Annotated in this window: 17 protein-coding genes and 1 pseudogene; 10 read left to right on the forward strand and 8 right to left on the reverse strand. The window is 70.4% G+C overall.

The window, feature by feature from the left end; genetic code table 11:
• Nucleotides 1-167 precede the first annotated feature (167 nt).
• Nucleotides 168-1,097 (forward strand): SDR family oxidoreductase, encoded by a 930-nt coding sequence (locus BXA11_RS25890; RefSeq protein WP_308441057.1) that lies wholly within the window; start codon nucleotides 168-170, stop codon nucleotides 1,095-1,097.
• Nucleotides 1,098-1,140: 43 nt separating this feature from the next.
• Here the strand turns inward: BXA11_RS25890 and BXA11_RS25895 are convergent, their stop codons facing one another.
• A complete protein-coding gene (locus BXA11_RS25895) occupies nucleotides 1,141-2,049 on the reverse strand; it encodes an RNA polymerase sigma-70 factor (protein WP_076438649.1) in 909 nt (302 codons plus the stop codon).
• A gap of 551 nt (nucleotides 2,050-2,600) precedes the next feature.
• On the opposite strand from BXA11_RS25895, the gene BXA11_RS25900 reads away from it, so the two are divergent.
• Complete coding sequence (locus tag BXA11_RS25900) at nucleotides 2,601-4,718, forward strand: prolyl oligopeptidase family serine peptidase (RefSeq protein WP_159454842.1); 2,118 nt, start codon at nucleotides 2,601-2,603, stop codon at nucleotides 4,716-4,718.
• Between the two features lie 57 nt (nucleotides 4,719-4,775).
• Here BXA11_RS25900 and BXA11_RS25905 read toward each other — a convergent pair whose 3' ends face one another.
• The 3 genes from BXA11_RS25905 to BXA11_RS25915 form a co-directional block, all read right to left on the reverse strand.
• Nucleotides 4,776-5,807: a COG1470 family protein gene (locus tag BXA11_RS25905; RefSeq protein ID WP_083744584.1), complete on the reverse strand. Its 1,032-nt coding sequence runs from the start codon at nucleotides 5,805-5,807 to the stop codon at nucleotides 4,776-4,778.
• 137 nt (nucleotides 5,808-5,944) lie between these two features.
• A complete protein-coding gene (locus BXA11_RS25910; RefSeq protein ID WP_083744585.1) occupies nucleotides 5,945-7,543 on the reverse strand; it encodes a purple acid phosphatase family protein in 1,599 nt (532 codons plus the stop codon).
• Between the two features lie 133 nt (nucleotides 7,544-7,676).
• Nucleotides 7,677-8,909: a HupE/UreJ family protein gene (locus tag BXA11_RS25915; protein ID WP_076438653.1), complete on the reverse strand. Its 1,233-nt coding sequence runs from the start codon at nucleotides 8,907-8,909 to the stop codon at nucleotides 7,677-7,679.
• Nucleotides 8,910-9,083: 174 nt separating this feature from the next.
• Here BXA11_RS25915 and BXA11_RS25920 point away from each other — a divergent pair, with 174 nt between their 5' ends.
• The gene (locus BXA11_RS25920; RefSeq protein WP_076438655.1) at nucleotides 9,084-9,755 is read left to right on the forward strand and encodes a type 1 periplasmic-binding domain-containing protein; all 672 of its coding nucleotides are present in this window, start codon (nucleotides 9,084-9,086) and stop codon (nucleotides 9,753-9,755) included.
• Nucleotides 9,756-9,779: 24 nt separating this feature from the next.
• Here BXA11_RS25920 and BXA11_RS25925 read toward each other — a convergent pair whose 3' ends face one another.
• The 3 genes from BXA11_RS25925 to BXA11_RS25935 form a co-directional block, all read right to left on the reverse strand.
• A complete protein-coding gene (locus tag BXA11_RS25925) occupies nucleotides 9,780-10,406 on the reverse strand; it encodes a class I SAM-dependent methyltransferase (RefSeq protein WP_030508760.1) in 627 nt (208 codons plus the stop codon).
• 91 nt (nucleotides 10,407-10,497) lie between these two features.
• Nucleotides 10,498-11,967 carry a tetratricopeptide repeat protein gene (locus BXA11_RS25930; protein ID WP_076438657.1) on the reverse strand — a complete coding sequence of 490 codons (1,470 nt, stop codon included), beginning with the start codon at nucleotides 11,965-11,967 and terminating at the stop codon, nucleotides 10,498-10,500.
• Nucleotides 11,968-12,062: 95 nt separating this feature from the next.
• Nucleotides 12,063-12,695, reverse strand: a complete 633-nt coding sequence (locus tag BXA11_RS25935) for an NAD(P)-dependent oxidoreductase (RefSeq protein ID WP_076438659.1) — start codon at nucleotides 12,693-12,695, stop codon at nucleotides 12,063-12,065.
• 51 nt (nucleotides 12,696-12,746) lie between these two features.
• Between BXA11_RS25935 and BXA11_RS25940 the strand changes: the two genes are divergently transcribed.
• Nucleotides 12,747-13,238 (forward strand): MarR family winged helix-turn-helix transcriptional regulator, encoded by a 492-nt coding sequence (locus tag BXA11_RS25940; protein WP_076438661.1) that lies wholly within the window; start codon nucleotides 12,747-12,749, stop codon nucleotides 13,236-13,238.
• Here the strand turns inward: BXA11_RS25940 and BXA11_RS25945 are convergent.
• Nucleotides 13,235-14,425, reverse strand: coding sequence for an MFS transporter (locus BXA11_RS25945; RefSeq protein WP_030508764.1), 1,191 nt, complete (start codon nucleotides 14,423-14,425; stop codon nucleotides 13,235-13,237). The genes BXA11_RS25940 and BXA11_RS25945 overlap by 4 nt on opposite strands.
• A 741-nt stretch (nucleotides 14,426-15,166) precedes the next feature.
• Between BXA11_RS25945 and BXA11_RS25950 the strand changes: the two genes are divergently transcribed.
• From BXA11_RS25950 to BXA11_RS25970, 6 genes and pseudogenes are all read left to right on the forward strand, one after another.
• Nucleotides 15,167-15,859, forward strand: a complete 693-nt coding sequence (locus tag BXA11_RS25950; RefSeq protein WP_030508765.1) for a phosphoribosylanthranilate isomerase — start codon at nucleotides 15,167-15,169, stop codon at nucleotides 15,857-15,859.
• On the forward strand, nucleotides 15,856-16,551 hold the full coding sequence (gene upp, locus BXA11_RS25955) for a uracil phosphoribosyltransferase (protein WP_204053714.1): 696 nt from the start codon (nucleotides 15,856-15,858) through the stop codon (nucleotides 16,549-16,551). The genes BXA11_RS25950 and upp overlap by 4 nt, the downstream gene beginning before the upstream one ends.
• Before the next feature lie 268 nt (nucleotides 16,552-16,819).
• Nucleotides 16,820-18,151, forward strand: a pseudogene (locus tag BXA11_RS45795) (non-ribosomal peptide synthetase); the annotation flags it as partial.
• A 1,515-nt stretch (nucleotides 18,152-19,666) separates the two neighbouring features.
• A complete protein-coding gene (locus tag BXA11_RS45800) occupies nucleotides 19,667-20,953 on the forward strand; it encodes a thioesterase domain-containing protein (protein ID WP_425293413.1) in 1,287 nt (428 codons plus the stop codon).
• 9 nt (nucleotides 20,954-20,962) lie between these two features.
• Complete coding sequence (locus tag BXA11_RS25965) at nucleotides 20,963-21,904, forward strand: pseudouridine-5'-phosphate glycosidase (RefSeq protein ID WP_030508768.1); 942 nt, start codon at nucleotides 20,963-20,965, stop codon at nucleotides 21,902-21,904.
• A 253-nt stretch (nucleotides 21,905-22,157) separates the two neighbouring features.
• The gene (locus BXA11_RS25970) at nucleotides 22,158-24,083 is read left to right on the forward strand and encodes an adenylyl cyclase (protein WP_076438664.1); all 1,926 of its coding nucleotides are present in this window, start codon (nucleotides 22,158-22,160) and stop codon (nucleotides 24,081-24,083) included.
• Nucleotides 24,084-24,106 lie beyond the last annotated feature (23 nt).

The raw sequence follows: 24,106 nt of genomic DNA on the forward strand, positions 1-24,106 counted from the left end.
AGAGGATGATGTTTGCGAAGTCTGGGAGACCTGTGCCTGGTGTGGCGGCAGCTCGGCGCGCGGCTGTAGGCGAACGTCGCTGGTCGGCGGCTCACGCGTGTCACAGACGGGGGTTCCGTCCTGTCTTGTCGGCAGACCGAAACTCTCTGTTGACCAGGAGGTGTGCAGTGGATGCCGTGAAGGTGCCCGATTTGACCGGCAAGGTGGCCGTGGTGACGGGCGGTAGCGACGGGCTCGGTCTCGGCTTGGCCATGCATTTGGCCCGGGCCGGGGCCGAGGTCGTGCTGCCGGTCCGCAATCCCGCCAAGGGCGCCGCCGCCGTCCAGAAGATTCACGAGGCGGTGCCGGAGGCCGCCGTCTCCACGCGCGAGCTCGACCTGGCGTCGCTGGAATCGATCGCGGCACTCGCCGCCACTCTTCGGCGCGAGGCCCGCGCGATCGACATTCTGATCAACAACGCGGGTGTCATGGCTCCCGCCACCCGCCAGACCACCGCGGACGGCCTGGAGTTGCAGTTCGGCACCAACCACATCGGCCACATGGCGCTGGTGGCGGGACTCCTGCCGCTGCTGCGCCTCCGAGGGGCACGCGTCACCACGATGTCCAGCAGCGCCGCCCGCTCCGCCGCCATCGACTGGGCCGACCTGCAGAGCGAGCGGAAATACTCGCCGGTCCGCTCGTACGGGCAGTCGAAGCTGGCCAACCTGCTCTTCGGGCTCGAACTGGACCGGCGCAGCACGGCCGGCGGGTGGGGCGTCGTCAGCAACGTCGCGCATCCCGGCACGACCCTGACCAACCTCTACGCGTCCGGCCCGAACCTGGGCCGCACCCGCCCCGCGCCGTACGAGAGGATCATGAAGGGGCTGCTCCGGTTGGGCCTGTTCGTGCAGACGGTCGAGGCCGGGCTGCAACCGGCCCTGCACGCGGCCACCAGCCCACAGGCGCGAGGCGGCCGTTTCTACGGTCCCGACGGCCTCGGCCAGTTCACCGGTGGGCCGGCGGAGCTGTCCCTCTACAAGTCGGTCCAGGTCGAGCGCGACGCGGCCCGGCTGTGGACCGTCTCCGAGCAGCTCGCCAGGGTCGAGTTCCCCACCTGAGGGCGGACCGGAACCCGCCCGGACCGCGACGATACGAACGCGGTCAGCTCGCGGCCGACAGTGCGCCGATCTTGGCGGGGTTCATCAGCCAGAGCACCTGGTCGATGCCCTCGTCGGAGGCGTCGACGGTGACGACCGCCAACAGTTCGCCGTCGTGGCGCAGCAGAGCGGCCGCCTGCCCGTTCACGTCGGCCCATTCCACCTCGACCCCGGCCCAGAACCGGTCCGCGAACGCTCTGATGTACTTCGCGACCCGGAACGCGCCGACCACGGGGATGCGCGAGGCTCGGACGGCGCCACCGCCGTCGGAGTAGCTGATCACGTCCGAGGCGAGGAGCTCTTCCAGCGCGGCGAGGTCGCCGGCGCGGGCGGCGGCGACGAAGGCGGTGAGCAGCCGGCGCTGCTCTGCCCGCGTCACCGGTGCCCGGCGCTCGGAGCCGATGCGCTTGCGCGCCCTGCTGACGAGTTGCCGCACCGCGGCCTCGCTCGCCTCGATGATCTCGGCGATCCGCCGATAGGGATAGTCGAACGCCTCTCGCAACACGTAGGCCGCGCGTTCGGTGGGCGAGAGCTTCTCCAGCAGGAGCAGGACCGCGAAGCCGAGGGCCTCGCCTCGCTCGGCGCCGAGGTGGGGGTCGTTACTGGTGTCGACGGGTTCGGGGAGCCACGGGCCGACGTACGTCTCGCGGCGGACCCGGGCGGACTGCAGGGTGTTGATGGCGAGGCGCGTGGTCACCGTCGCCAGGAACGCCCCCGGGTCGGTCACGGTGCCGCGGTCGTACGCCTGCCAGCGCAGCCAGACGTCCTGCAGCAGGTCCTCCGCTTCGGTCGCACTGCTCAGGATGCGGTACGCGATTCCGAACAGGCGTGGCCGCACGCTCTCGAAGGTGGCCGCCGCCTGGTCGAGGTCTTCGGTCCCGCTGCGGCGGCTCTCCGCACCGATATCCCTCATGGTGATGGCCCCGTTCCGCCGGCGGATGGACCTCTACAGCTTTTCACCCGCCGTCCAGAGGCTTTGACAGGGGACCGCGGTACGCGATCCGGGTGGTGCCGGTGAAGCCGCACCCCTGCCGCCGCCGGCCCGGGGATCTATCTCGGAAGGATGTGAATTGCCGTCGCATGAGATTGATCTCCACCGGCATTTCCGTGCGCCTTCGTTTCTTTCGGCGAATTTAACGGCGGGATGATTGACGGCTCTTCGCCTCCCGATGCCGAGGGCCGGGAGCCGGCGCGGGTGTTTATCGATCCCGGGCGCGGGGACGGTTGCCGTCGTAATCGCTCAAATCGGGCGAATCACCGGATCCAGGGGGTTGACATGACTGGATACCTGCCGTATCGCGATTCCACTCCCGCTGCTCGCATCGGCGGCGTACGCGGCTGGCAGGCGGACATTCTCCGCGGCGAGTCGTAACCGAGTGAATCGAGGTACTGCGGCACAAGCGGGCCGCAGTGCCTCGACCCGTCACGGGGATCTGTTGAAGGCGGGGGGATTTCATGGCGCGATTGTTCTACCCTGTCGCTCGGCGCAGCGATCTGGTGGAGGAACTGTTCGGAATCCCGCTGTCCGATCCCTATCGGTGGCTGGAAGACGGCGACGACGCGCGCGTGCGGGACTGGGCGGCGGCCCAGGATCGCCTTTTCCTCGCGTGCCGCGAGCAATGGCGCGACAAGGACTCGTGGGCGTCTCTGGTGGATGAGATGTCCTCCTTCGGGGTGTCGGAGCCCCCGATGGTGCGGGGCTCGCTGATGTTCCTCGCCGAGCAACTCCGCGGGGACGAACAGCGGCGCCTGCTCGTCGTCGACGGCGAGGGCGAAAGACGGGTGCTGGTCGATCCGGCGGACATCGATCCGTCCGGCCACACCGGGCTGTACGCCTGGTGGCCGTCCCGCGAGGGCGAGCGCGTGGCCGTCCAGACGGAGGTCGCCGAGCAGCCCGGCAGCGACATCATCGTGCTGGACGTGCGTACCGGCGAGGTGGTGGACGGGCCGTTGCCGCGCGCCCGCAACACCTCGCTGGCCTGGCTCCCGGGAGGGGACGCCTTCTACTACGTCAGCCGTGTCCCCGGCGAGGAGCTGGCCTCCGGCGACATGCGGCTGCATCGGCGGGTCCGGCTGCACCGGATCGGCTCGCCCTGGCAGACCGACACGGTGGTTTTCGGCGGCGAGGACGCCCCCGACCACTATTACGGGCTCACGGTCAGCGCGGACGGCCGGCATCTGGCCGTCACCGCGATGGCCGGGCCCGCCGTGCAGAACGACGTGTACGTGGCGGAACTCGCCGATCCGGCGGCCCCGCGTCTCGTCAAGGTCGTGGACGGACAGGCCATCGGCGCCCGCGTCCTCCCGCGCTTCCTCGCGGACGGCACCCTGCTGCTCGTCACCGACTATCAGGCTCCGTGCGGCCGCGTGTGCGTGGCGGACCGGCACGACCCCGGCCCGGACGCCTGGCGCACACTGGTGGCCGAAGATCCCGAGGCTCCCCTCGACGAGTGCGTGGTCCTGGACGGCCCGGCGCTCGTGCGGCCCCTCCTGCTGGTGGCGCGCGCCCGCCACGGCACCTCCGCCCTGACGCTGCACGACCTCGCCGACGGCCGGCCGCTCACCCGGCTGCCCGTGCCGGGCGCGGGCGTGGTGTCCTCTTTGCGCACGGGCGTGCCCCACGGTCACCGGGCGTGGTTCAGCTACTGCGACGCGACCACACCTCCCACCGTCTATCGCTACGACGCCGTACGCGGTGAGACGGAGCCGGAGGCGGGCGCCGCCACAGCGGGGCGCACTCCCGGGATCCGCAGCCTGGACGTGCGCTGCCGCGCCGAAGACGGCACCGAGATCACGCTGTTCCTGTTCACTCCTGAGGAGGAACACCAGGGGCCGCGCCCCACCCTCCTGTACGGCTACGGCAGCTTCGGCATGCCGATGCGCCCGTGGTTCTTCCCTCTGGCGGCCGCATGGGTCGGCGCCGGCGGCACCTACGCGGTCGCCTGCGTACGCGGAGGCGGCGAGGAGGGCCGGCGCTGGCACGACGCCGGCCGAGGACCCCGCAAACACCGCGCGATCAGCGACTTCACCGACGCCGCGGCCTGGCTGATCGAGACCGGCAGGACCACGCCCGACCAACTGGCGATATACGGCCAGTCGGCCGGCGGTCTCCTGGTCACCGCCGCCGCCATGCGGCGACCGGACCTGTTCGCCGCGGTCGTCGCCGAAGGCCCGCTCTGCGACATGGTGCGCTACGAACGTTTCGGCCTGGGATGCACGTGGACCGACGAGTTCGGCAGCGCCTCACGGCCCGAGGAACTCCGATGGCTCCTGGCGTACTCGCCCTATCACCACGTCACGCCCGGGACCCCCTATCCCGCCTTCCTCTTCGCCGGCGCGGTGACCGATCTGCAGACCGGGGAGGCCCACGTCACCAAGATGTGCGCGGCCCTCCAGCATGCCACCGGCGGAGACAGGCCGATCCTCATGCGCCGGGAACCCGACACGGCCCACGCCGCCTCGCCCGCGAGCAAGGAACGCGACCTGAACGCGGACATCCTGGCCTTCGCCGCCGAGCACACCGGCCTGTCACCGGGGAGGACGGCGATGTCCCTTCGCGAGACCGCGGCGGAACCGCTCTGAAAAACCGGCGTGCGACCGCGCCCGTTCCACGACGGCAGGGTGTCGCACCTCGCCGGGTCACTCCTGCGTGAGAGGTGTGCCGGAGCGCGCCGGCCCTTGGGGGAGCGCGGTCCTCCGGCGGCGCCGGGCGGCCAGAGCCGCGACGAAGAGCCCGCAGACGACGACGAGGACAAGCGGCAGCGCCCAGGGGAGGGTCCACGCGTGCGCGCTGCTCCCCACGGCGGCCAGCGGGGCGACCGAACCCGCCGCGTCGGTGAGCAGCGGGACGAGGGTGACCGTCCCGGTCAGTCTCAGTGCGGGAGTCACGCCGTGCACCGGCACGGAGACCTTCCAGGTCTCGCCCGGGAGCAACTGGGGTGAATCGTCGATGTGTTCCGCGCGGACGTCCCAGTGCCCGAAGGGGCCGGACAGGGACACCGCCTGACGAGCGGCGAGAATGCCGTTGCCGTCGTTGCGGATCGTGTAGGTGACGGTGGCGTCGCCCGTCCCGAGAGGATTGGGCGTGCCGGAATAGCGGACCTGCAGGTTCTCCACCGACAGGGCCGGCTTCAGCTCTCCGCCCACACGCAGGCGGATCCGGATGCCGAGACGCTGCCCGTCCGCCGCGGTGACGATGCCGCCCATGTACTCGCCGGGCGCGGCGTCGTCGGGAAGCGCGACCGTGAACGGCACCTCGGCCGTCTCGCCCGCGGGGATGGTGACGCCGGAGCGGTCGGCGCGGACCCACGCGCCCACGCCGGTCTGCTTCGCGTTCACGCCGCGCAGGTCGAGCCAGCCCTGCTCGGTGGTGAACGCGTCCGCGGCGTACACGCTCAGGCGGAGTGGCGTCGCGCCGTGGTTGGCGACCACGAGACCGTCCTCGACCCGCCCGCCCGGGTCCAGCGTGTAGCTGTAGTTGGGCCGGTCTGACCCGAAGTCGTTGGACGCCGTCGCCACCGTCCAGGACGCCTCGCCGTCCGCCGCAGAGGCGGGCCTCGCGCCCGTTCCGAGGACGCCGCCCGCGGTGAGGAGCACGGTGAGGAACACCGCGAAGGCGGCCCGGGTCAGCGAGCCTGCCGTGGTCGTCGTACGCGGTCGTGACGGCTGCATCTGATCGATCCTTGGATGGGGTTGGGAAGCGGCGGGAGGGCGATGTGTCGTGGGGTGGGCACCGGCAGGTGCCCACCCCACCCGGGAACGGGGCCGTCAGGACTCATTTGACGGCCCCCCGCGTCGCCCCCGGTCGTCTACTGGAGCCAGTCGGACTCGGCCGCGGCCGGGCCGGGCTTGCCGGGCTTGCCAGGGCCACCGGGCTCACCGGGCTCACCGGGCTTGCCAGGGCCACCGGGCTTGCCGGGCTCGGGCTTGTCGTTCGTGTGGATCACGACCTTGTCGACGGTGGAGCCGACCGGCGGAGCGGCGCTCGCGCCGTTGTCCGGGCCGCACCACGACTCCTGGCCCAGCTCGACTGCGGCGTTGGGGGCGGCGCAGGTGCCGCTGCGGAGGTTCTCGACGACGAGCTTGTCGCCGCGCACCTGGACCCGCACGTACGTACGGACGTGCTCCTGGTTCTCGACCGAGTTGGCCCAGTGGTTCTTGGGGTTCAGCGGGTCGGGACCGTAGTTCGGGTCCTTGGTCGCGTCGGGAGCGGTGAGGTTGTAGTACTTCGACCCCGAAGCCGAGTTCGCCGTCACGTAGATGACGCCGCCCGGGCCCTTGACCACCTCGGTGTCGCCGGGCTGCTCGTTCGGGTTCGCCTTCTGCCCGTTCTTGATCACGTAGCTACGGGAGTAGCTGTGGTCGTGACCCTGCAGGACCAGGTCGACGCCGAGGTTCGAGAAGGCCGTCGGGAAGTCCTGACGGCGCACCTTGTTGTCGCCGTCGTTGGCGTGGCTGGCCGGCGAGTAGATCGAGTGGTGGTAGATCAGCACGATGTGCTTGGCGCCGCGGCCGTGCTTGTTGACGACGTCGGTGACGTAGTTGATGTGCGCGGCGTCGGACCCGTTGGCGTACGCGTTGCTGTTCAGGTCGACGAACAGGATGCTCTTGTACGTGAACCAGTAGTCGCCGCCCGACCGGGTGGCCGCGTCGCCGTTGTAGTACGGCGTGGAACGGTCGGTGTTGGGCGTCCAGAAGTGCTGCTCGTACGCCTTGCCGCCGACGTCGTGGTTGCCGATGGTGGCGACCCACGGGTGCTGGCGCAGCTTGTCGGAGGCGAGGAACGCGTTCCACTGCGTCTCGTTGTTGGCGCTCTCGATCTGGTCGCCGCCCGACACCAGCAGCTCGGCCTTCGGGTTGGCCGTGAGGGCGACGTTCAGGGTGTCCGCCCACCCGGCGCCGTCCTTCGCCACGTCGCCCGACGAGCCGATCTGCGGGTCGCCGAAGAACAGGAAGTCGAAGTCGTTGCCCTTGAAGTTCTGGGTCGTGAAGGAGTACGTCGGGGACCAGGCGCCGGGGGTGCCGACGCGGTAGGAGTACTCCGTGTTCTGCTTCAGGCCGTCGATCGTGGCGTGCCCGTTGTAGCCGCCGTTGACGCTGTTCGCCGTCACGGTGGCCGGGAAGGTGACCGAGTTCTTCGGGAACTCACCGCCCACGAGGTTCTTGGTCGGCGCGACCTGGACCACCTGAGCGGCGCCTTCCGAGGCGTACCACGACACGACCCGCTGCGCCTCGTTGGCGCCCACGCCGAGGACGATGCCGCTGACCGCCGTGGCGGAGTCGGCGTGGGCCGCGGTCGCGAGGCCGCCGCCGAGCACGGCGGAGGCGCTCAGGGCCGCCGCGGCGGCGCTGACGGCCACCCGGCGCAGGACGAGCCCGGGGTTGTGTGTCCCCTTATCGAGCTTCATGCTTTTCCATCCATGTGGGGGAATTGGAGCGATTTGCACGATTTCGAGGTCCGGTGTCGCGGAGATGAACATGGGGCGGGCGGGCACTTGCGCTTACCGGAAGTTGTGATGCGATCTCACGAGTGAGGTGCTCTCACAGCCCGAGAACTCTCTGCACGAACCACACCAGGCCCATCGCGGACACACCCGCCGCGATCGCCCCGGTCGTCCACAGCCCCGCCGCGGGCCGGCGGTGACGCAGCACGGCGAGCAGCGGGAAGACGGCAACGATGATGGTCAGCTGGACGGCCTCGATGCCCACGTTGAAGACGAGCAGCGACCACAGGAGCGTCCACGACCAGGCCTGGTCGATGCCCAGTGCAGCGGCGAAGCCGAGACCGTGCACGAGGCCGAAGCAGAAGACCACCGCGAGCCGCGTCCAGCCCGCGCGGTCGAGGCCGAAGTGGCCGTGACCGGCCGTCTCCAGGTCCGTGGCGTGCGACCGGCGTCGCCAGAGGCGCCACAGATGCCAGCCGGCGACGACCGCGATCGAGAGGGCGATGACGGGCTCGACGAACGATGCCGGCACCTCGACGAGGCCGAGGGCGGCGAAGACGAAGGTCACCGAATGGGCCAGCGTGAAGGTCGTCGCCGCCAGCACGATCTCGCGCAGGCGGCGTGACCCCGCGATGAGCGCGAGCAGGAACAGGATGTGGTCGAGTCCGCCGAGCAGGTGCTCGGCTCCGAGCCGGAAGAACTCCCAGAACCGCTCGAACCAGGACTGCTGCGTGGAGAACGACCGATGCTGGGCGTCGAGGGCGGTGCTGCCGGACGTCAGGTCGAGGTCGTAGGTGACGATCGTCTTGCTGTCGCGCACGTACCCCTCCGAGCCGGCGAACAGCGCGCTGCGCACCTCGTGCGCATCGGCGGGCTTCGGGCACCGGTAGTCGAGGGCCAGCCGTGCGTACGGGACGCCTTCGCGTTGCCCGATCGTGAAGCCGCCGTCCCTGGCCGGGACGCACGCCGTGCCCCCGGCGGTGACGCCGAAGCGCTGGGTGACGTACGCGACGACCGAACCGGCGTGGGCGTCGAGCGCGGCGGCCTGCTGTGCCGCGTCACCGCCCTCGAACGCCGCGGTGCCCGCCTTGAAGAGCGGGTCGTCCTTCTCGTAGTCGGCGGCGGAGACGACGAGCAGGTCGTACTCCAGCTGGAGCTCGGTGCGGACGTGCCCGGCCTGGGGCGAGACGAGGTTGACGTACACCGTCGAGGTGAACCCGTGAGCGAGGGCGGGCAGGGCGCCCAGCAGAGTGGAGAGGGCGCTGAACAGGACGGCCACGGCTGCGGCGGCGATGACAGCACCGACACGTCGCCGAGCGGCGGGGGACATATGACTCCTTTTCGGCTTTGGTGCACGAAATCTGCTCGATAGAGATGAACGAGCGGTATCTCGTACAAGAACCGTCGAGGAACCACGCCCGGCGGAGACCGCCTCGCCGCCGAAGGCCGCGAATCATGCGGTAGGAAATAGGCGCACTTCCCGGCGCTCCGAAGGACGATCCCCATGCGCTCTCGGCTTCTGCCTGCCTGCACGCTGGTTGCGGCGGTCGCGACCGCCCTGCTGGCCGGCGGATGCGGCTCCGGCGACGACTGGTCCGGGCCGCACGCGAAGCCCACCTCCGTCGGCACCCCCGGCCCGGGCTTCTTCCCGGCTGTGTCCCCCGCCCCGGAGGCGACGGTCACGCCCCGGCCCGGCTCGTGGAACGGGGTGCGTCCGCCGGAGGGCTACCGGGTGGTGCTGCTCACCGCGGGGGAGGACCGCCAGACCACGACGCTGGCGAGCGCGGTGACGGCGTGGGCCGAGGAGGAGGGCGTCAGCCTCAGGACCGTCACGGCCACGGGGCCGGACGGGTTCGTTCCGGCCATCACCAGGGCGATGGGCATGAAGCCCGACCTCATCGTCAGCGCCGGCGACGCCCTCGTCGACCCCCTGGCCCTGGTCACCCCCAACCACCTCGACCAGCAGTTCCTCGTGGTCGGCGCGGAGCTGGCCGAGCCCACGGAGAACGTCACCGCCGCCGACTGGGCCGGCGCGTCGTTCCGCGGCGAGGGGCTCGGCATGTCCTCGACGTACGATTCCGCCACCTTCACCCCCGAGCGCGCCGCGCGTGCGGTCCGGGCGGGGGCCGCGGCCGTGCTCAACGGCATGACCGGCGTCGTGCTCTGGCTCGACTGACGGCGCTGTGCGGCGCCGTCCGGGTCAGGGCCGGACGGCCAGCACCCGGAAACTGATCCCGCTGGTCGCGCGCGCCACCGACTCGATCGCGAAACCGGCCTGCTCAAGGTAGGGCCGCGGATCGCGCGTGAGGTAGTCGGCCTCGAACCGCACCGACAGCGGCTCCAGCAGCCGCATCCCGGCCCGGACGACCGGGTTGCTCGACGGCCCGTGCTCGGCCAGCACGAACCGCCCGCCCGGCTTGAGCACGCGATAGGCCTCGCGTGCCGCGGCCCGCGGATCCGGGATGGTGCACATCGTGAACGTGGACACGACCGTGTCGGCGACGCCGTCGGGCAGGTCCAGGCGCTGCACGTCGCCCTGCCTCAGCTCCACCCGCTCGCCGAGACCGGCCTGCGCCACCCGCCGCCGGGCCAGTTCCAGCATGCGCTCGGACAGCTCGATCCCCACGACCGTGGTGCCGGCGTCGTACAGCGGGAGGTTGAGCCCGGTGCCCACCGCCATCTCCACGACGTGACCGCGCGCCTGTCCGACGGCCCACTCCCGGCTGCCCGGGAACAGGCGGCGCTCCCAGGCCTGCATCTGACTGTCGTACCGATCCGCCAGCCGGTCGAACACCCGGCGTACGTCGGCATTCGTGATGGTCCGCATCGAACGCCCCTTCGGAACGGGAGACTCCGCACATGCTGTCACGTGACGTGACGGCAGGCCATGTCCGCGGCCATGCGTGTGCGGCGCGGAACTACCTCGGGGAGGTCAACCGGCTGCGGAACTCGGCGTTCGCGCTCTCGATCAGCCGGTTCATGTGCTCTATCTCGGCCGCACTCGGTTTCCGGCGGAGCCGCACCTGGATCGCGAACTCGCCGTCATCGACGCCCACGTCGAGGTCCTCCAGGAGGTCTCCCGGCAACCTGGACATGACGAACTCGCGGAACGCCTCGGCGATCGTGCCCTGGACGTCTCCGCAGCCGCAGGCGCGTCCCTGGACGATGGCGCCGAGGTGACTGCGCCCCACGATCGCGTCGGGGTGCGCGACGTCCAGCGTCGACAGCCCGGCCTCCACCACCTGCCGTGCCTCGCCCAGCCGCTCCTCGTGCTGCAGGAACAGGCCGAGCGCGATCCGCGAGCGGCCGAGCATCTCGTGGTCGTGCCCGAGATCGGCCGCGGCCACGGCGTCGCGCAGACGCCGCTCCGCCTCGGCCGTACGGCCCGCGGCCGACAGAGCCAGCCCCCAGTTACGCAGCACCTGGGCACGCAACTCATGACGGCCGATGCGGTCCGCCCGAGCCCACGCGTCCTCGAACGTCCGCAGCGCCGCGGCGGTGTCGCCGGTGTCGTCCTGTGCCATGGCGAGGCCGAGCGCCGCCATGAGCGCGTCCTCCGCCCGGCCCTGCCGGTCGTAGGAGGCGAGCACCTTCTCGATCGCCCGCACCCGCCCCGTTTCGTCGCCGATGTCGTGGCCGGTGTTCGCCAGCTGGGACAGTGCGTTGAGCGTCGTCTGGTGATCGGGGCCGAGCCGTTCCTCCAGGGCGGCGATCAGGCTGGTGAGCACCGCCCTGCCGGTCGCCGGGTCCTGGCCGGTCCGGCTCATCACGGTGTGCGCGATCTGCTCGACGACGTCGTCCGGCAACTGCTCCAGTCCCGTGAAGGCGGATTCGCCGGCGGCCGCGGCGACGACGATCTCCGCCCGCAGCGCGAGTGCGGTGGCGACCCGTTCGTGCCCGTTGCGCCAGAAGTTGCCGACCGCCTCTTCCACGAGCTGACGGGCCTGGCCAATGTCACCACGTCTGAGCAGGACGTCGGCCAGGGGCTCCAGGGCGTAGGCGTAACCCGGATGCTCACGGCCGTAGAAATCGCGCCGCTCCTGGAGATTGCGGCGCAACTCGTCCTCGGCCTCGTCGAGCCGCCCGGCCGTCGTCAGCACCATGCCGAGGTTGAGCCGGTAGGTGAGGTGGTCCTTGTACGCCTCCGGGTCGCCCGCCGGCGGACGGGAGCAGGCGCTGCGATAGCAGTCCACCGCCCGGTCGAGCCGGCCGGAGCTGAACAGGAGGTTGCCGAGATCGCACTGGGCCGACGCCCATTGCGGGCTCCCGGGTCCGTGCTTACGCTCGGCCTTCCGCAGCTCCTTCAGCAGGAGCTGTTCCGCGTCGATCAGCCGGCCCTCTTCCAGAAGGCCGTACGCGATGTCGAGTGAGGACGGCGATCTTGACATGCGGGGAGTATAGGGACCGGATCCGACAGAAGGGGAACGGCCGGGAAGCACGGTCTGTCCGGCCGTTCCCGGGAGCGTCGCCGGGCTCGACGAGGTCAGTACGCGACGGTGAAACGGGTCCGGTGGTGGCGCGGGCGTTCGGCCTCGTCCAGCAGCGCCACCGCGAGGTCCTCCATCGAGATCCGTGACTCGCCGTCGGCGTCGACCACCAGCTCGTCGGCGCCCAGCCGATAGAGGCCGGTCCGCTCGCCCGGGACGAGCAGGTCGGCCGGGCTCAGATAGGCCCAGTCCGCAATGGTGTCGGCCCGGCAGGCCGCCAGCTGCTCGACGCACGCCGACGCGATCGGCAGCAGGAAGGACGGATAGCCCTCCCGGTCCATCAGGCGACCGCCGCCCTCGACGGTCAGGCTGCCCGCGCCGCCGACGAGCAGCAGGCGCGCGCCGGTCTTGGCGCACGCCGAGAGCAGGGTGGCGGCGACCGTGACCAGCTGACGCTCGTCGCCGGGTGCCGGACAGGTCGCGGTGATCACGACGTCCTGCCCGGTGGTCAGCGCCACGGCGTCGTCCACGTCGGTCGCGTCGCCGACCCGGGCGCGCGCCTCGCCCGGCAGTCCGGCGAGCCGCACCGGATTGCGGGCCACGCCGGTCACCTCGTGCCCACGGGACACGGCCTCGGCCACGACGCGCCTGCCCACGTTCCCGGTCGCCCCGAACACTGTGATGCGCATGCCGCTACTTCCTCTCGATCTCGGGGGTGCCACGGGCGGTACCCTTGCGGTGTGCCGGATCATGTGGACCACGTCCTGCAGCAGTGGGCCGACGCCCGCCCTGACCTGGACGTGTCTCCCATGGCGGTCTTCGGCCGGTTGTCGAGGCTGACGCAGCTCGTCAACAACGAGCTGCGCCGCACGTTCGCCGCACACGACCTGGACCCCTCGTCGTTCGACGTCCTGGCCACCCTGCGCCGCGGCGGCCGGCAGGCCCCGGCGGAGCTGATGCGCTCGGCCATGGTCACCTCGGGGGCGGTCACCCAGCGCCTCGACCGGCTGGAGGCGCGGGGCCTTGTGACGCGGACGCCCAGCGACGTCGACGGCCGTGGTGTCCACGTGGATCTGACCGACGCCGGCCGCGAACTGATCGACCGGGCGCTGCCCGACCACGTGGACACCGAACGGCGCCTGCTCGCCGGGCTCACCCCCGCCCAGCGGGAGAACCTGGCCGAGATCCTCAGGCAACTGCTGACGGCGCTGGGCGACGAGCGGCGTTCCTAGACCCGCCTGGTGCCGGACACCACCAGCGACGTCAGGACCACGAGCCCCGCCGCGACCCATAGCACGCCGGTCACGGCGACCGCCCCGACGATGAGGCTGGCGAACAGCGCTCCCAGCGCGATCGCCAGGTTGAACATGCAGGTGTTGAGCCCGGTGGCGGCCTCGACGCCCTGCGGGGCCGCCTTGATGATCCAGGTCTGCACGCTCACCGGCAGGCCGCCGAACGCGAAGCCCCATGCGATCAACAGGATCGAGCCGGTGACCGCGTTGCCGCCGAGGAAGGGGAACGCCGCCAGGATGACCGCGAGCGCGACGCTGACCACGACGATCGTGCCGCGGACGTTGCGGCCCGCCCACGAGCCGGCGATGAGGTTGCCCGCCATCCCGGCCACGCCGTACGCCAGCAGCAGTGGGCCGACGAACGCCGCGCCGACCCCGGAGACGTCCTGCAGGATCGGGCTGACGAACGTGAAGGCGCCGTAGTGCCCGGACACCAGCAGGAAGGTGGCGACGACACCGACCCGGACGGCGGGCACGCGCAGCTGCTCGCCCAGCGTGCGCAGCCGGACGGGCTCGGTCGCCGGCATCCGCGGCAGCAGCACGCTCAGCGCGATCACCAGCAGGAGCGCGACCGCGGCGACCGCGCCGAACGCGATGCGCCAGCCGGTGAGCTCGCCGACGAGCGTGCCGGCGGGGACGCCGAGGACGTTGGCGGCCATGGCGCCGAAGAAGATCAGTGAGGTGGCCCTGGCGACGTGCGCCTCGGGGACCAGCCGGACGCCGAGGCCCGCGGCGAGCGCCCAGAACCCGCCGATGCTGACGCCCACGAACAGCCGGGCCACCATCAGCACGGCGTAGGTGGGAGTCACCGCGGACACGACGTTGGCCACCAGCGCCAGCAGGATCAGGCCGAGCAGGACCACCCGCCGGTCCAGCCCGCGGATCGCCACGGGGAGCAGCGGCGCGGTGACGGCGGCGACCAGGCCGGACACGGTCACCATCAGGCCGACTTCGCCGTCGGAGACGTGCAGACCGCCGCCGATGGCCGTGAGCAGACCCATGGGGAGGTTCTCGACGGTCACCACCAGGAAGGTCCCCAGCGCGACGGCGATCACTGCGAGCCAGTTCTTGATGGGGACGCGATCCGGTGTGCCGGTCCCGGCGGAGACGGACTCGATGACTGTCATCTGGTTCCTCCTGTGCGCGTGGGCCCGGTCCGGGCTGGCGAGAGCGAACGTCGTGCGTCGGTTGGGTCGAACGGTGGCGCCGATCGGCCCCGGCGGCCGTGGATCAGTGGCGGGTACATCGCTTAGCACTAAGAGACATTACCTTAGCGCTAAGCGATTGGCCAGACGTGGGCCGGCCGGGTTCGAGGTGCGCGGGCCACTGGCGGCACGTGGCCCCCGCATGGCCCCCGTGTCGGGGCGGCGTGGACGGGCGCGAGATCCGGCGGTGGCGGTGCCCGGAAGCGGGGAACCGTGCCGGCGAATCGCCTGGGGAGATCGGTTGCTCGTGGTGCATTCTCACCACCGCCGTTTCTCACGCGTGCTCGTCGGGGCACTCCGAAACGGAGGCTAGTTTCGCGTTTCCCGCCGGGTCAACGAGAGTCGCGCGCGACTCGGGACGGGCCGTTTCTCTGTAGGGGGTGTGAGGGGTTGTGGACCGTCTCTTGCGCCCCCCTCCTGGGGGCTCCCGAAAAGTCCAGAGGTGTCCCGGATCGTCCTGACATGCTGTGGGGCCGCTAGGGGTTGTGAGGAAAGCCCGCCAGCGCGAATTCTGAGTAGGCCTCGCAGGCCGGAATATTCGCGCCGTAGCGAATTCCATCTCGAAAGGCCGCACTGTCGCGGGCTGCTCAATGCCATTGTTCGTGGCCGTTTGCAATTCGTTTCCGACCAAGGCCGCTCAGGCCGGTTCGAAAGGCGGGCAACATGCAGGGACTGATTCAGGTGGCCGGTGTCATCGACCAGGCCGAGGCGGACCTGATCCGCGAGGAAGGCGCGGACTGGCTCGGCTTCGCCTTGCGGCTGCCGGCGAAGAACGAGGACCTGTCCGAGGAGGAGGCCGCGGCGATCGTCAAGGAGATCCAGCCGGAGCACAGAGGCGTCGTGATCACATACCTGACCGACGCCGAGGAGATCAAGACCTTCTGCGAGGAGCTGGGCGTCACCGCGATCCAGCTGCACGGCGACGTGACGGGCGAGGAACTGCGGAAGCTGCGGCGCATCGCCCCCGACCTGTACGTGCTCAAGAGCCTCGTGGTCAAGCAGGACAACCTCGACGAGCTGGCCGCGATCGTGGACGAGGCGGCCGAGTGGGTCGACATGTTCATCACCGACACCTTCAACCCGGCCACCGGTGCCAAGGGCGCCACCGGGCTGCTGCACGACTGGTCGATCAGCGCGGAGCTGGTCCGGATCTCGCCCAAGCCGCTGATGCTCGCCGGCGGGCTGAACCCGGACAACGTCGCCGCCGCGATCACCGAGGTCCGCCCGGCCGCGGTCGACGCGCACACCGGCCTGGAGGACCCGGTGACCCGCCGCAAGGACCGGCTCAAGGTGCGCAAGTTCGTCCAGGAGGCCCGCCGGGCCTTCGCGCAGCTGGCGGCGGGTGAGCAGGCATGACCATCACGGCGACGCAGGCGGCCGGCCCCCTGAATGTGACCGTCAACGAGATGGTGCACCTGCTGCCGCAGACCAGGCAGCTGCGGGCGCTGCACACCGTCATCCGCGACCGGCACGCCGACCTGGGGCGTTTCGTCACCACCTCGGGCCGGATCATCCGCCAGCTCATCGAGACGGCCCTGGACCTCCTGCCGTACGAGCCGGTGGACGTGCAGACCCCGGTGGGGGAGACCTACCACGGCCTGCGGCCGGCCAAGCCGATCTGCGGGGTGCCCGTCGTGCGCGCCGGAGAGAGCATGGAGCACGAGCTGCGTGCGGTGTCGCCGGGAGTGCGGATCGGCAAGATCCTGATTCAGCGGGACAAAGTGACGAAGCTGCCGCGGCTGTACTACTCGGCGCTGCCCGCGGACATCGACCGGCACAGCGTGCTGCTGCTGGACCCGATGCTCGCCACCGGCGGGACCGCGCTGGCCGCCGTCGAGGTGCTGCTCGACCACGGGGTCGCGGAGGACGACATCGTCTTCGTCGCCCTGCTGTCGGCGCCGGAGGGCATCGCCGCCGTCCACGCGCGCCACCCGAACCTGCGGATCGTGACCTCGGCCATCGAGGAACGGCTGAACGAGAACGCCTACATGATCCCCGGCATCGGCGACTTCGGCGACCGGTACTTCGGCACGGACGTCCCACGCTGACACCCCCCCTCCCCGAGGGGGAGGGGATCCCCGCCGTCGCCGGTCGGATCTTTCCGCAGCACCGGCGACGGCCCCCGGGACCGACCCGCCCCGGGGTCTCGCGTGGCCTCTTCCACAGTCCGCACATCCCGCCGGTCCGGCGGCAGGCCCGACCGGCCCGCGGCGCGGCCCGGGCCGGTCACCCCGCGGCGGAGCGCGGGACACGGGTGACGGCGCCGAGGGCCGCGGTTTCCCAGCAATCCTTGTCCGCCCATCGCAGGGGGAGGAAATGATCACCACTCCAGCCGTTGAAGCGAGACGGGAACCACCGGAGGACGCCTGTCTTCCCGATCTGCTCGATGCCCAGGCCCGGTTGCGCCCGGGCGCCATCGCGGTCGTCTGCGGAGAGCGGCGGCTGACCTTCCGCGAGCTCGCGGAGGGCGGCGCGGCCCTCGGCGGGCACCTGCGGGAGCTCGGCGTGGACCTCGACGAGTGCGTGGGGCTGTTCGTCGAGCCGTCGATCGACCTGATGGTCGGCGTTTGGGGAATCCTGCGGGCCGGCGGCGCCTACCTGCCGCTGTCCCCCGAATATCCCGAAGAGCGCCTCCGCTACATGATCGAGGACGCCGGCGTGCGGGTCGTCGTCACCCAGGACGAGCTCGTGGACAGGCTGACCGAGCTGGCGCCCGCGGAGACGAGGATCGTCACCCTGAAGGACGTGGAGGGATTCGCGGGTTCGCCCGGAGGCGACCGGCGCCCCGGCCGCGACCCCGGCCGTCACTCCGGCCGCCACCTCGACCGGCACCCGGGCCTGCGTCCGGGCAACCTCGCGTACGTCATCTACACCTCCGGCAGCACCGGCAAGCCGAAGGGCGTGATGATCGAGCACCGCAGCATCGTCAGCCAGATGCGGTGGCTGCGCGCCGGCTACGGGATCGACCAGGACAAGGTCATCGTGCAGAAGACGCCGATGAGCTTCGACGCGGCACAGTGGGAGATCCTCGCGCCGATCTGCGGCTCCCTGGTCGTCGTGGGCCCGCCCGGGGTCTATCGGGACGCCGAGCGGCTGATCGACGTCATCAGGACGCACGACGTCACCACCTTGCAGTGCGTTCCCACGCTGCTGACGGCGCTGCTGGACACCGAGGAACTGCAGAGCTGTACCTCGCTCACGCAGGTCTTCACCGGAGGCGAGGTGCTGTCCAAGGGGCTGGCGACGAGCTTCCTCGACGCCATGCCCGGGTGCGCGCTGGTCAACCTGTACGGCCCCACGGAGTGCACGATCAACTCGTCGGCCTACACCGTGGACCCGGCGACCGTCGACGAGGGCCCGAACGCGATCTCGATCGGCGCGCCGGTCGACCACACCGACTATCACATCCTCGATCCGGCCGGGGGGCCGGTGGCCGTCGGCGAGATCGGCGAGCTGTTCATCGGAGGCGTCCAGGTCGCCCGCGGCTACCTGCACCGGCCCGAGCTGACCGCCGAGCGGTTCGTGGACAACCCGCTCGGCGAGGGCAGGCTGTTCAAGACCGGCGACCTCGCGTACTGGAACGCCGACGGCACCGTCCAGTTCGTCGGCCGCGCCGACAACCAGGTCAAGCTGCGCGGGTTCCGGGTCGAGCTGGACGAGATCAAGCTGGCCATCGAGACCCACGACTGGGTCAAGCACGCCGCGGTCATCGTCAAGAACGACCCGCGCACCGGCTTCCAGAACCTGATCGCCTGCGTGGAGCTGAACCCCAAGGAAGCGGCGCTGATGGACCAGGGCAACCACGGCGCCCACCATCAGTCCAAGGCGAGCCGGCTCCAGGTCAGGGCGCAGCTGTCCAACCCCGGGCTCAGGGAGGCCGCGGAGCTCGACGGCAGGCCGGTGATCGACCTGCCGGGCAGGCAGGCGACCGCGCGGCAACGCGGGCTGGCGTTCGCGCGCAAGACCTACCGGTTCTACGAGGGCGGGGAGCTCGGCCGGGGCGACATCCTGAAGCTGCTGGCCAGGAAGGCCGAGGGCGCGCACTCCCGCGGCCTCGACACCGTCGGCATGGACACGCTCGGCGAGATCCTGCGCTACCTCGGCCAGCACCACAGCGAGGAACGCCTGCTGCCGAAGTACGCGTACGCCTCGCCGGGGGCGTTGTACGCGGCCCAGCTCTACCTGGAGATCGACGGGATCGGCGACCTCCAGCCGGGCTTCTACTACCACCATCCGGTGGACCACAGGCTCGTGCTGGTCGGGCCGGCCGCCGGGGGAGCGCGGCCGAGGGTGAGGCTGCACTTCGTCGGCAAGAGGCGGGCGATCGAACCGGTCTACAAGAACAACATCCGCGAGGTCCTGGAGATCGAGACCGGACACATGGTCGGCCTGTTCGAGGAGGTGCTGCCGGAGTACGGCCTGGACATCAGGCCCCTGGAGTACGCGCCGGCCACGATGGACCACCTGGACTGCGCCGCCGAGGACTACTACCTCGGCACGTTCGAGCTGGTCCCGTACGCCGGGCCGCGCCAGGACGAGATCGACCTCTACGTCCAGGCGCATCCCGGGAAGATCGCCGACATGCGGGCGGGCCAGTACGCCTACGAGAACGGGCGGCTGCGGCTGATCTCCGACGAGCTCATCCTGAAGAAGCAGGTCATCGCGATCAACCAGGCGGTCTACGACCGGTCGAGCCTCGGCATCTCGGTGATCAGCAGGAACGACGAGGAGTGGCTGCACTACATCGACCTGGGGCGCACGCTGCAGCGCCTGTCGATGAACGACGTGAACATCGGGTTCATGTCGTCCGGATACAGCTCCAAGTCCGGCGACGCCCTGCCCTCGGCGCGCAGGATCGACGACATCCTCCACGCCAACGGCCGGCCCACCGGCCCGTCCTACTTCTTCATCGGCGGCCGCGTGAGCGACGAGCAGCGGCTGAGCGAGGGGATGAAGGAGGACTCGGTCCACATGAAGGGACCGGCGGAGATGATCAGGGACGACCTCATCAACTTCCTGCCGGACTACATGATCCCGAACAAGGTCGTCGTGCTGGACCGGCTCCCGTTCACGGCGAACGGGAAGATCGACGTGAGGGCGCTGGCCGAGTCCTCCGCGACGGACGCGGACAACGCCGACCGGCCGTACGTCGCGCCGCGGACCATGACCGAGCGCCGGATCGCCGAGCTGTGGAAGAAGGCGATGAAGCGGGAGACGGTCTCGGTGGAGGACGACTTCTTCGCCTCGGGCGGCAACTCGCTCATCGCCGTCGGGCTGATCAACAAGATCAACCGGGAGTTCTGCGGCTCGCTGCCCCTCCAGGTGCTGTTCGAGTGCCCCACCATCGAGAAGCTCGCCCGGCGGCTCGACGGGACCGAGTCCGAGGCGTGCTCCCGGCTCGTGCCGCTGCAGCGGGAGGGCTCCGAACGGCCCGTCTACTGCTGGCCCGGCCTCGGCGGCTACACCATGAACCTGCGCACGCTGGCCGCCAGGATGGGCGCCACCCAGCCCTTCTACGGGATCCAGGCGTACGGGATCAACCCCGAGGAGGTGCCGTACGCGACCATCGGCGAGATGGCGGCCGAGGACGTCAAGGCGATCCGCCGGCTGCAGCCGTCCGGTCCCTACACCCTGTGGGGATACTCGTTCGGCGCGCGTGTCGCGTTCGAGGCCGCCTACCAGCTGGAACAGGCCGGTGAGCGGGTGGAGCACCTGTTCCTGATCGCGCCGGGCTCGCCGAAGGTCCACACGGCGGGCACGTCCGAGCACGAGCGCGAGGCCGGCTTCGGCAACAAGGCGTACGTGACGATCCTCTTCTCGGTCTTCGCCGGCACGATCACCGGGCCGCTGCTGGAACGGTGCCTGGCCGAGGCCGTGGACGAGGAGAGCTTCGCCGCCTTCATCCATCGCAACTTCCCCGACCTGGACGCCGACCTCGTACGCCGGATCATGCGGGTGGTGGGCGAGACCTTCGAGTTCAGCTACACCTTCCGCGAGCTGGCCCGGCGGCGGATCGACGCGCCGATCACCATCTTCAAGGCCAGGGGCGACGACTACTCGTTCCTGGAGAACAGCAGCGGCTACTCGGCGACGGCCCCGGTCGTCGTCGACCTGGAAGCCGATCACTACGGCCTGCTCAAGGAACCGGAGATCGACGAGCTGGTCGCAGCCATCAGGGATCGTCTCGGGACCCACGGTAAGGAGATCATCATGCCGCACGTCAGCATCAAGCACTTCCCCGTCCCCCTCACCGAGCAACAGCACTCCGACCTGGTCGCCGCGGTGACCAAGGCGATGACGAGCGCCTTCGGCTGTGAGGAGGGCTCGGTGTCGATCATCCTGGAGCCGGTCGCGAAGGAGCTGTGGGACGAGAAGGTCTACATCCCGGAGATCCTCAACCAGAAGCACAAGCTGAACAAGCTGCCGAACTACGGCCCGGCCGCGAACTGAGGAGCGACGATGACCCGGGAGCATGGGCGCGTCCCGCTGGTGTTCAGCGAGGAGGTCGCGGACGCACTCGCCGAGAGGCGGCCGGTGGTGGCGCTGGAGTCGAACGTCATCACCCACGGCCTGCCCTATCCGGACAACGCGGCGACCGCGCGCAAGGTCGAGGACGCCGTCCGCGCGGGCGGCGCGGTCCCGGCCACGATCTGCGTCGAAGGCGGGCAGATCAAGGTCGGCATGACCGACGAGGACGTCGAGCGGTTCGCCTCGACGCCCGGCATCCCCAAGGTCAGCAGCCGGGACCTGCCGGTGATCCTGGCCCAGGGCGGGCTCGGCGCGCTGACCGTGGCCAGCTCGGTGGTGGCGGCCGAACTGGCCGGCATCCCGTTCTTCTCGTCGGCCGGCATCGGCGGGGTGCACCGGGGAGCGGAGAAGACGATGGACGTCTCCTCCGACCTGATCCAGTTCACCCGGTCGAAGGTGGCCGTCGTCTGCGCCGGGGCCAAGAGCATCCTCGACCTGAACCTGACGATGGAGTATCTGGAGACCCACTGCGTGCCGGTGGTGTCGTATCGGTCGGACGACTTCCCCGCGTTCTACTGCGTCTCCAGCGGCATCCGCAGCCCGCAGCGGCTGGACGACGAGCGGGTGATCGCACGTGCGGTGGAGAACCACTGGGCGCTGGGCAACGACAGCTCGTTCCTCATCACCACGCCGGTGCGGGAGGAGGACGCGATCGACGCGTCCGAGGTGGACGCCGCCATCGCCGGTGCGATGGCCGCGGCCGAGCGGGACGGCGTGCGCGGCAACGCGATCACCAAGTATCTGATGCGCGCCGTGGACGCGGCCACCGAGGGGCGGTCGTCGAGGGCGAACATGTCGGTGCTCGTCAGCACGGCCGAGGTCGGCGGCCGTCTGGCCGCGGCCCACGCGCGGTATCGGGAGGAGACCGCCTGATCCGAGCCCTGGTCCGAGCCCTGATCCGAGCCCTGATTCGAGCCCTGATTCGAGCGCAGAACCGCCCCGGAGCCCGTCCGCTCCGGGGCGGTTCTGCGTCCACGGAGGAGCCGCCGGCGGAAAGTCAAGGGATAGCGCAGGGGCCGGTCCGCGCGGTACAAACAACCCACATATTTTTTCGGGGCTTGATACAAGGTCGGCTCAAGAGAGAGCGCTCTCTCGGCTGCGTACTGCAGCGGAAAGGACGAACCGTATGACGACCCAGACTCCTGGAACTGGGAGTCCCCTGAGGCGGCGTTCCGGCCGCCGGTTGATCGGCCGGGCGTTCACGTTCGGTCTCGTGCTGACGACCGCCGTCGTGACAGCGGGAACGACGGCCGCCACCGCCGCCGCGCCGGCCCACGCGATCCCCGGAACTCCGGGAAGCCCCGGAGGAGTCGCCGATCTCGGGCCCGGCGTCACCGTCTTCGACCCGAGCATGCCGGTCGACCAGATCCAGGCGACCCTCGACGCGGCGCACACGGCGCAGGTCGACAACGAGATGGGCGCCGAGCGGCACGCCTACCTCTTCAAGCCCGGCACGTACGGCACCGCGGAGCATCCGCTGCAGATCAAGGTCGGCTACTACACCGAGATCGCCGGTCTCGGCGCCTCGCCGACTGACGTCGTCATCAACGGCAAGGTCGAGGTCTACAACCGCTGCCTGGAGAACAACGGCACCGGCAACTGCCTCGCGCTCGTCAACTTCTGGCGCACGCTGTCGAACCTGTCGATCAACGTCAACGCCGCGGGCCAGGACGGGTGCCGCCAGACGGCGAACTTCTGGGCCGTCTCCCAGGCGGTCTCCATGCGCCGCCTCAACGTCACCGGCGGCACCCTGTCGCTGATGGACTACTGCACCGCCGGCCCGCAGTACGCGAGCGGGGGCTTCATCGCCGACTCCCGCCTGCCGTCCGTCACCAACGGCTCCCAGCAGCAGTGGCTGACCCGCAACACCGAGGTCGCCGGGTGGTCCAACGCGGTGTGGAACCAGGTCTTCTCGGGCGTCGTCGGCGCGCCGGACGAGTCCGGCTTCCCTGACCCGCCCTACACCACCGTGGAGAACACCCCCGTCAGCCGGGAGAAGCCCTACCTGTTCACCGACGCGCAGGGCAGGCTCAACGTCCGCGTGCCCGCCGCCAGGAAGAACACACGCGGCGTCTCGTGGGCGGACGGCATGACGCCGGGCCGCACGGTGCCGCTGTCGGACTTCTACGTCGCGAAGCCGTCCGACTCGGTGCAGGTCATCAACAGCCAGCTCGCGCGCGGCAGGAACCTGCTGCTCACGCCCGGCGTGTACGACATCGCGCGGAGCATCGAGGTCAAGCGTCCCGACACCGTGGTCCTCGGCCTCGGGCACGCCACCCTCACCGCCTCACGCGGCGCGACCCCACTCGACGTCGCCGACGTTCCCGGCGTGGTCGTCGCGGGCGTCACCGTCGACGCGGGTCTCCAGAAGTCCCCCGTGCTGCTGCGGGTGGGCAAGGAGCACGGCGAGCACGGTCACCGGACCCCGGTGGACAACCCGACGACCCTGTCCGACGTGTACTTCCGGGTCGGCGGCCCGCACGTCGGCAAGACCGAGACCGCTCTCGAGGTCAACAGCGACAACGTGCTCATCGACCACACCTGGGTGTGGCGCGCCGACCACGGCGTCGAGGGCTTCACCGACACGCAGCGCTGGAACACCAACATCGGCCGCTACGGCGTCGTCGTCAACGGCGACCACGTGACGGCGACCGGCCTGTTCGTCGAGCACTTCCAGCGCTACAACACGGTCTGGAACGGCGAGGACGGCACGACGATCCTCTACCAGAACGAGCTGCCGTACGACCCGCCGACGCAGGCCGACTGGATGAACGGCTCCGTGGAGGGCTACGCCGGCTACAAGGTCGGCGACCGCGTGAAGAGGCACAACCTCTACGGCGCGGGCGTCTACGTCTTCAACCAGAACAACCCGCAGATCCACACCGAGAACGGCTTCGAGGTGCCGCAGACCCCGGGCGTGCGGCTGCACCACATCATGACGGTCAACCTCAACGCCGGGACGATCGACCACGTCGTCAACGGCGTCGGCGACGCGGCCGACACGACCAAGGTCGGCGCGCCGCAGTACATCGCGGACTACCCGGCCCAGTAGTCACCCGCGTGGGCCGGAGTCCG

The organism is Microbispora rosea (genome assembly GCF_900156315.1).
Classification (GTDB): Bacteria; Actinomycetota; Actinomycetes; order Streptosporangiales; family Streptosporangiaceae; genus Microbispora; species Microbispora rosea.

Bases quoted from the DNA above. Each gene is read 5' to 3' on its own strand.
- BXA11_RS25950 (WP_030508765.1), top strand. From the start codon at position 15,167: ATGCAGGGACTGATTCAGGTGGCCGGTGTCATCGACCAGGCCGAGGCG.
- BXA11_RS25920 (WP_076438655.1), top strand. From the start codon at position 9,084: ATGCGCTCTCGGCTTCTGCCTGCCTGCACGCTGGTTGCGGCGGTCGCG.
- BXA11_RS25910 (WP_083744585.1), bottom strand. From the start codon at position 7,543: ATGAAGCTCGATAAGGGGACACACAACCCCGGGCTCGTCCTGCGCCGG.
- BXA11_RS25905 (WP_083744584.1), bottom strand. From the start codon at position 5,807: ATGCAGCCGTCACGACCGCGTACGACGACCACGGCAGGCTCGCTGACC.
- BXA11_RS25915 (WP_076438653.1), bottom strand. From the start codon at position 8,909: ATGTCCCCCGCCGCTCGGCGACGTGTCGGTGCTGTCATCGCCGCCGCA.
- BXA11_RS25970 (WP_076438664.1), top strand. From the start codon at position 22,158: ATGACGACCCAGACTCCTGGAACTGGGAGTCCCCTGAGGCGGCGTTCC.
- BXA11_RS25965 (WP_030508768.1), top strand. From the start codon at position 20,963: ATGACCCGGGAGCATGGGCGCGTCCCGCTGGTGTTCAGCGAGGAGGTC.
- BXA11_RS25895 (WP_076438649.1), bottom strand. From the start codon at position 2,049: ATGAGGGATATCGGTGCGGAGAGCCGCCGCAGCGGGACCGAAGACCTC.
- BXA11_RS25930 (WP_076438657.1), bottom strand. From the start codon at position 11,967: ATGTCAAGATCGCCGTCCTCACTCGACATCGCGTACGGCCTTCTGGAA.
- BXA11_RS45800 (WP_425293413.1), top strand. From the start codon at position 19,667: ATGACCGAGCGCCGGATCGCCGAGCTGTGGAAGAAGGCGATGAAGCGG.
- BXA11_RS25945 (WP_030508764.1), bottom strand. From the start codon at position 14,425: ATGACAGTCATCGAGTCCGTCTCCGCCGGGACCGGCACACCGGATCGC.
- upp (WP_204053714.1), top strand. From the start codon at position 15,856: ATGACCATCACGGCGACGCAGGCGGCCGGCCCCCTGAATGTGACCGTC.
- BXA11_RS25925 (WP_030508760.1), bottom strand. From the start codon at position 10,406: ATGCGGACCATCACGAATGCCGACGTACGCCGGGTGTTCGACCGGCTG.
- BXA11_RS25935 (WP_076438659.1), bottom strand. From the start codon at position 12,695: ATGCGCATCACAGTGTTCGGGGCGACCGGGAACGTGGGCAGGCGCGTC.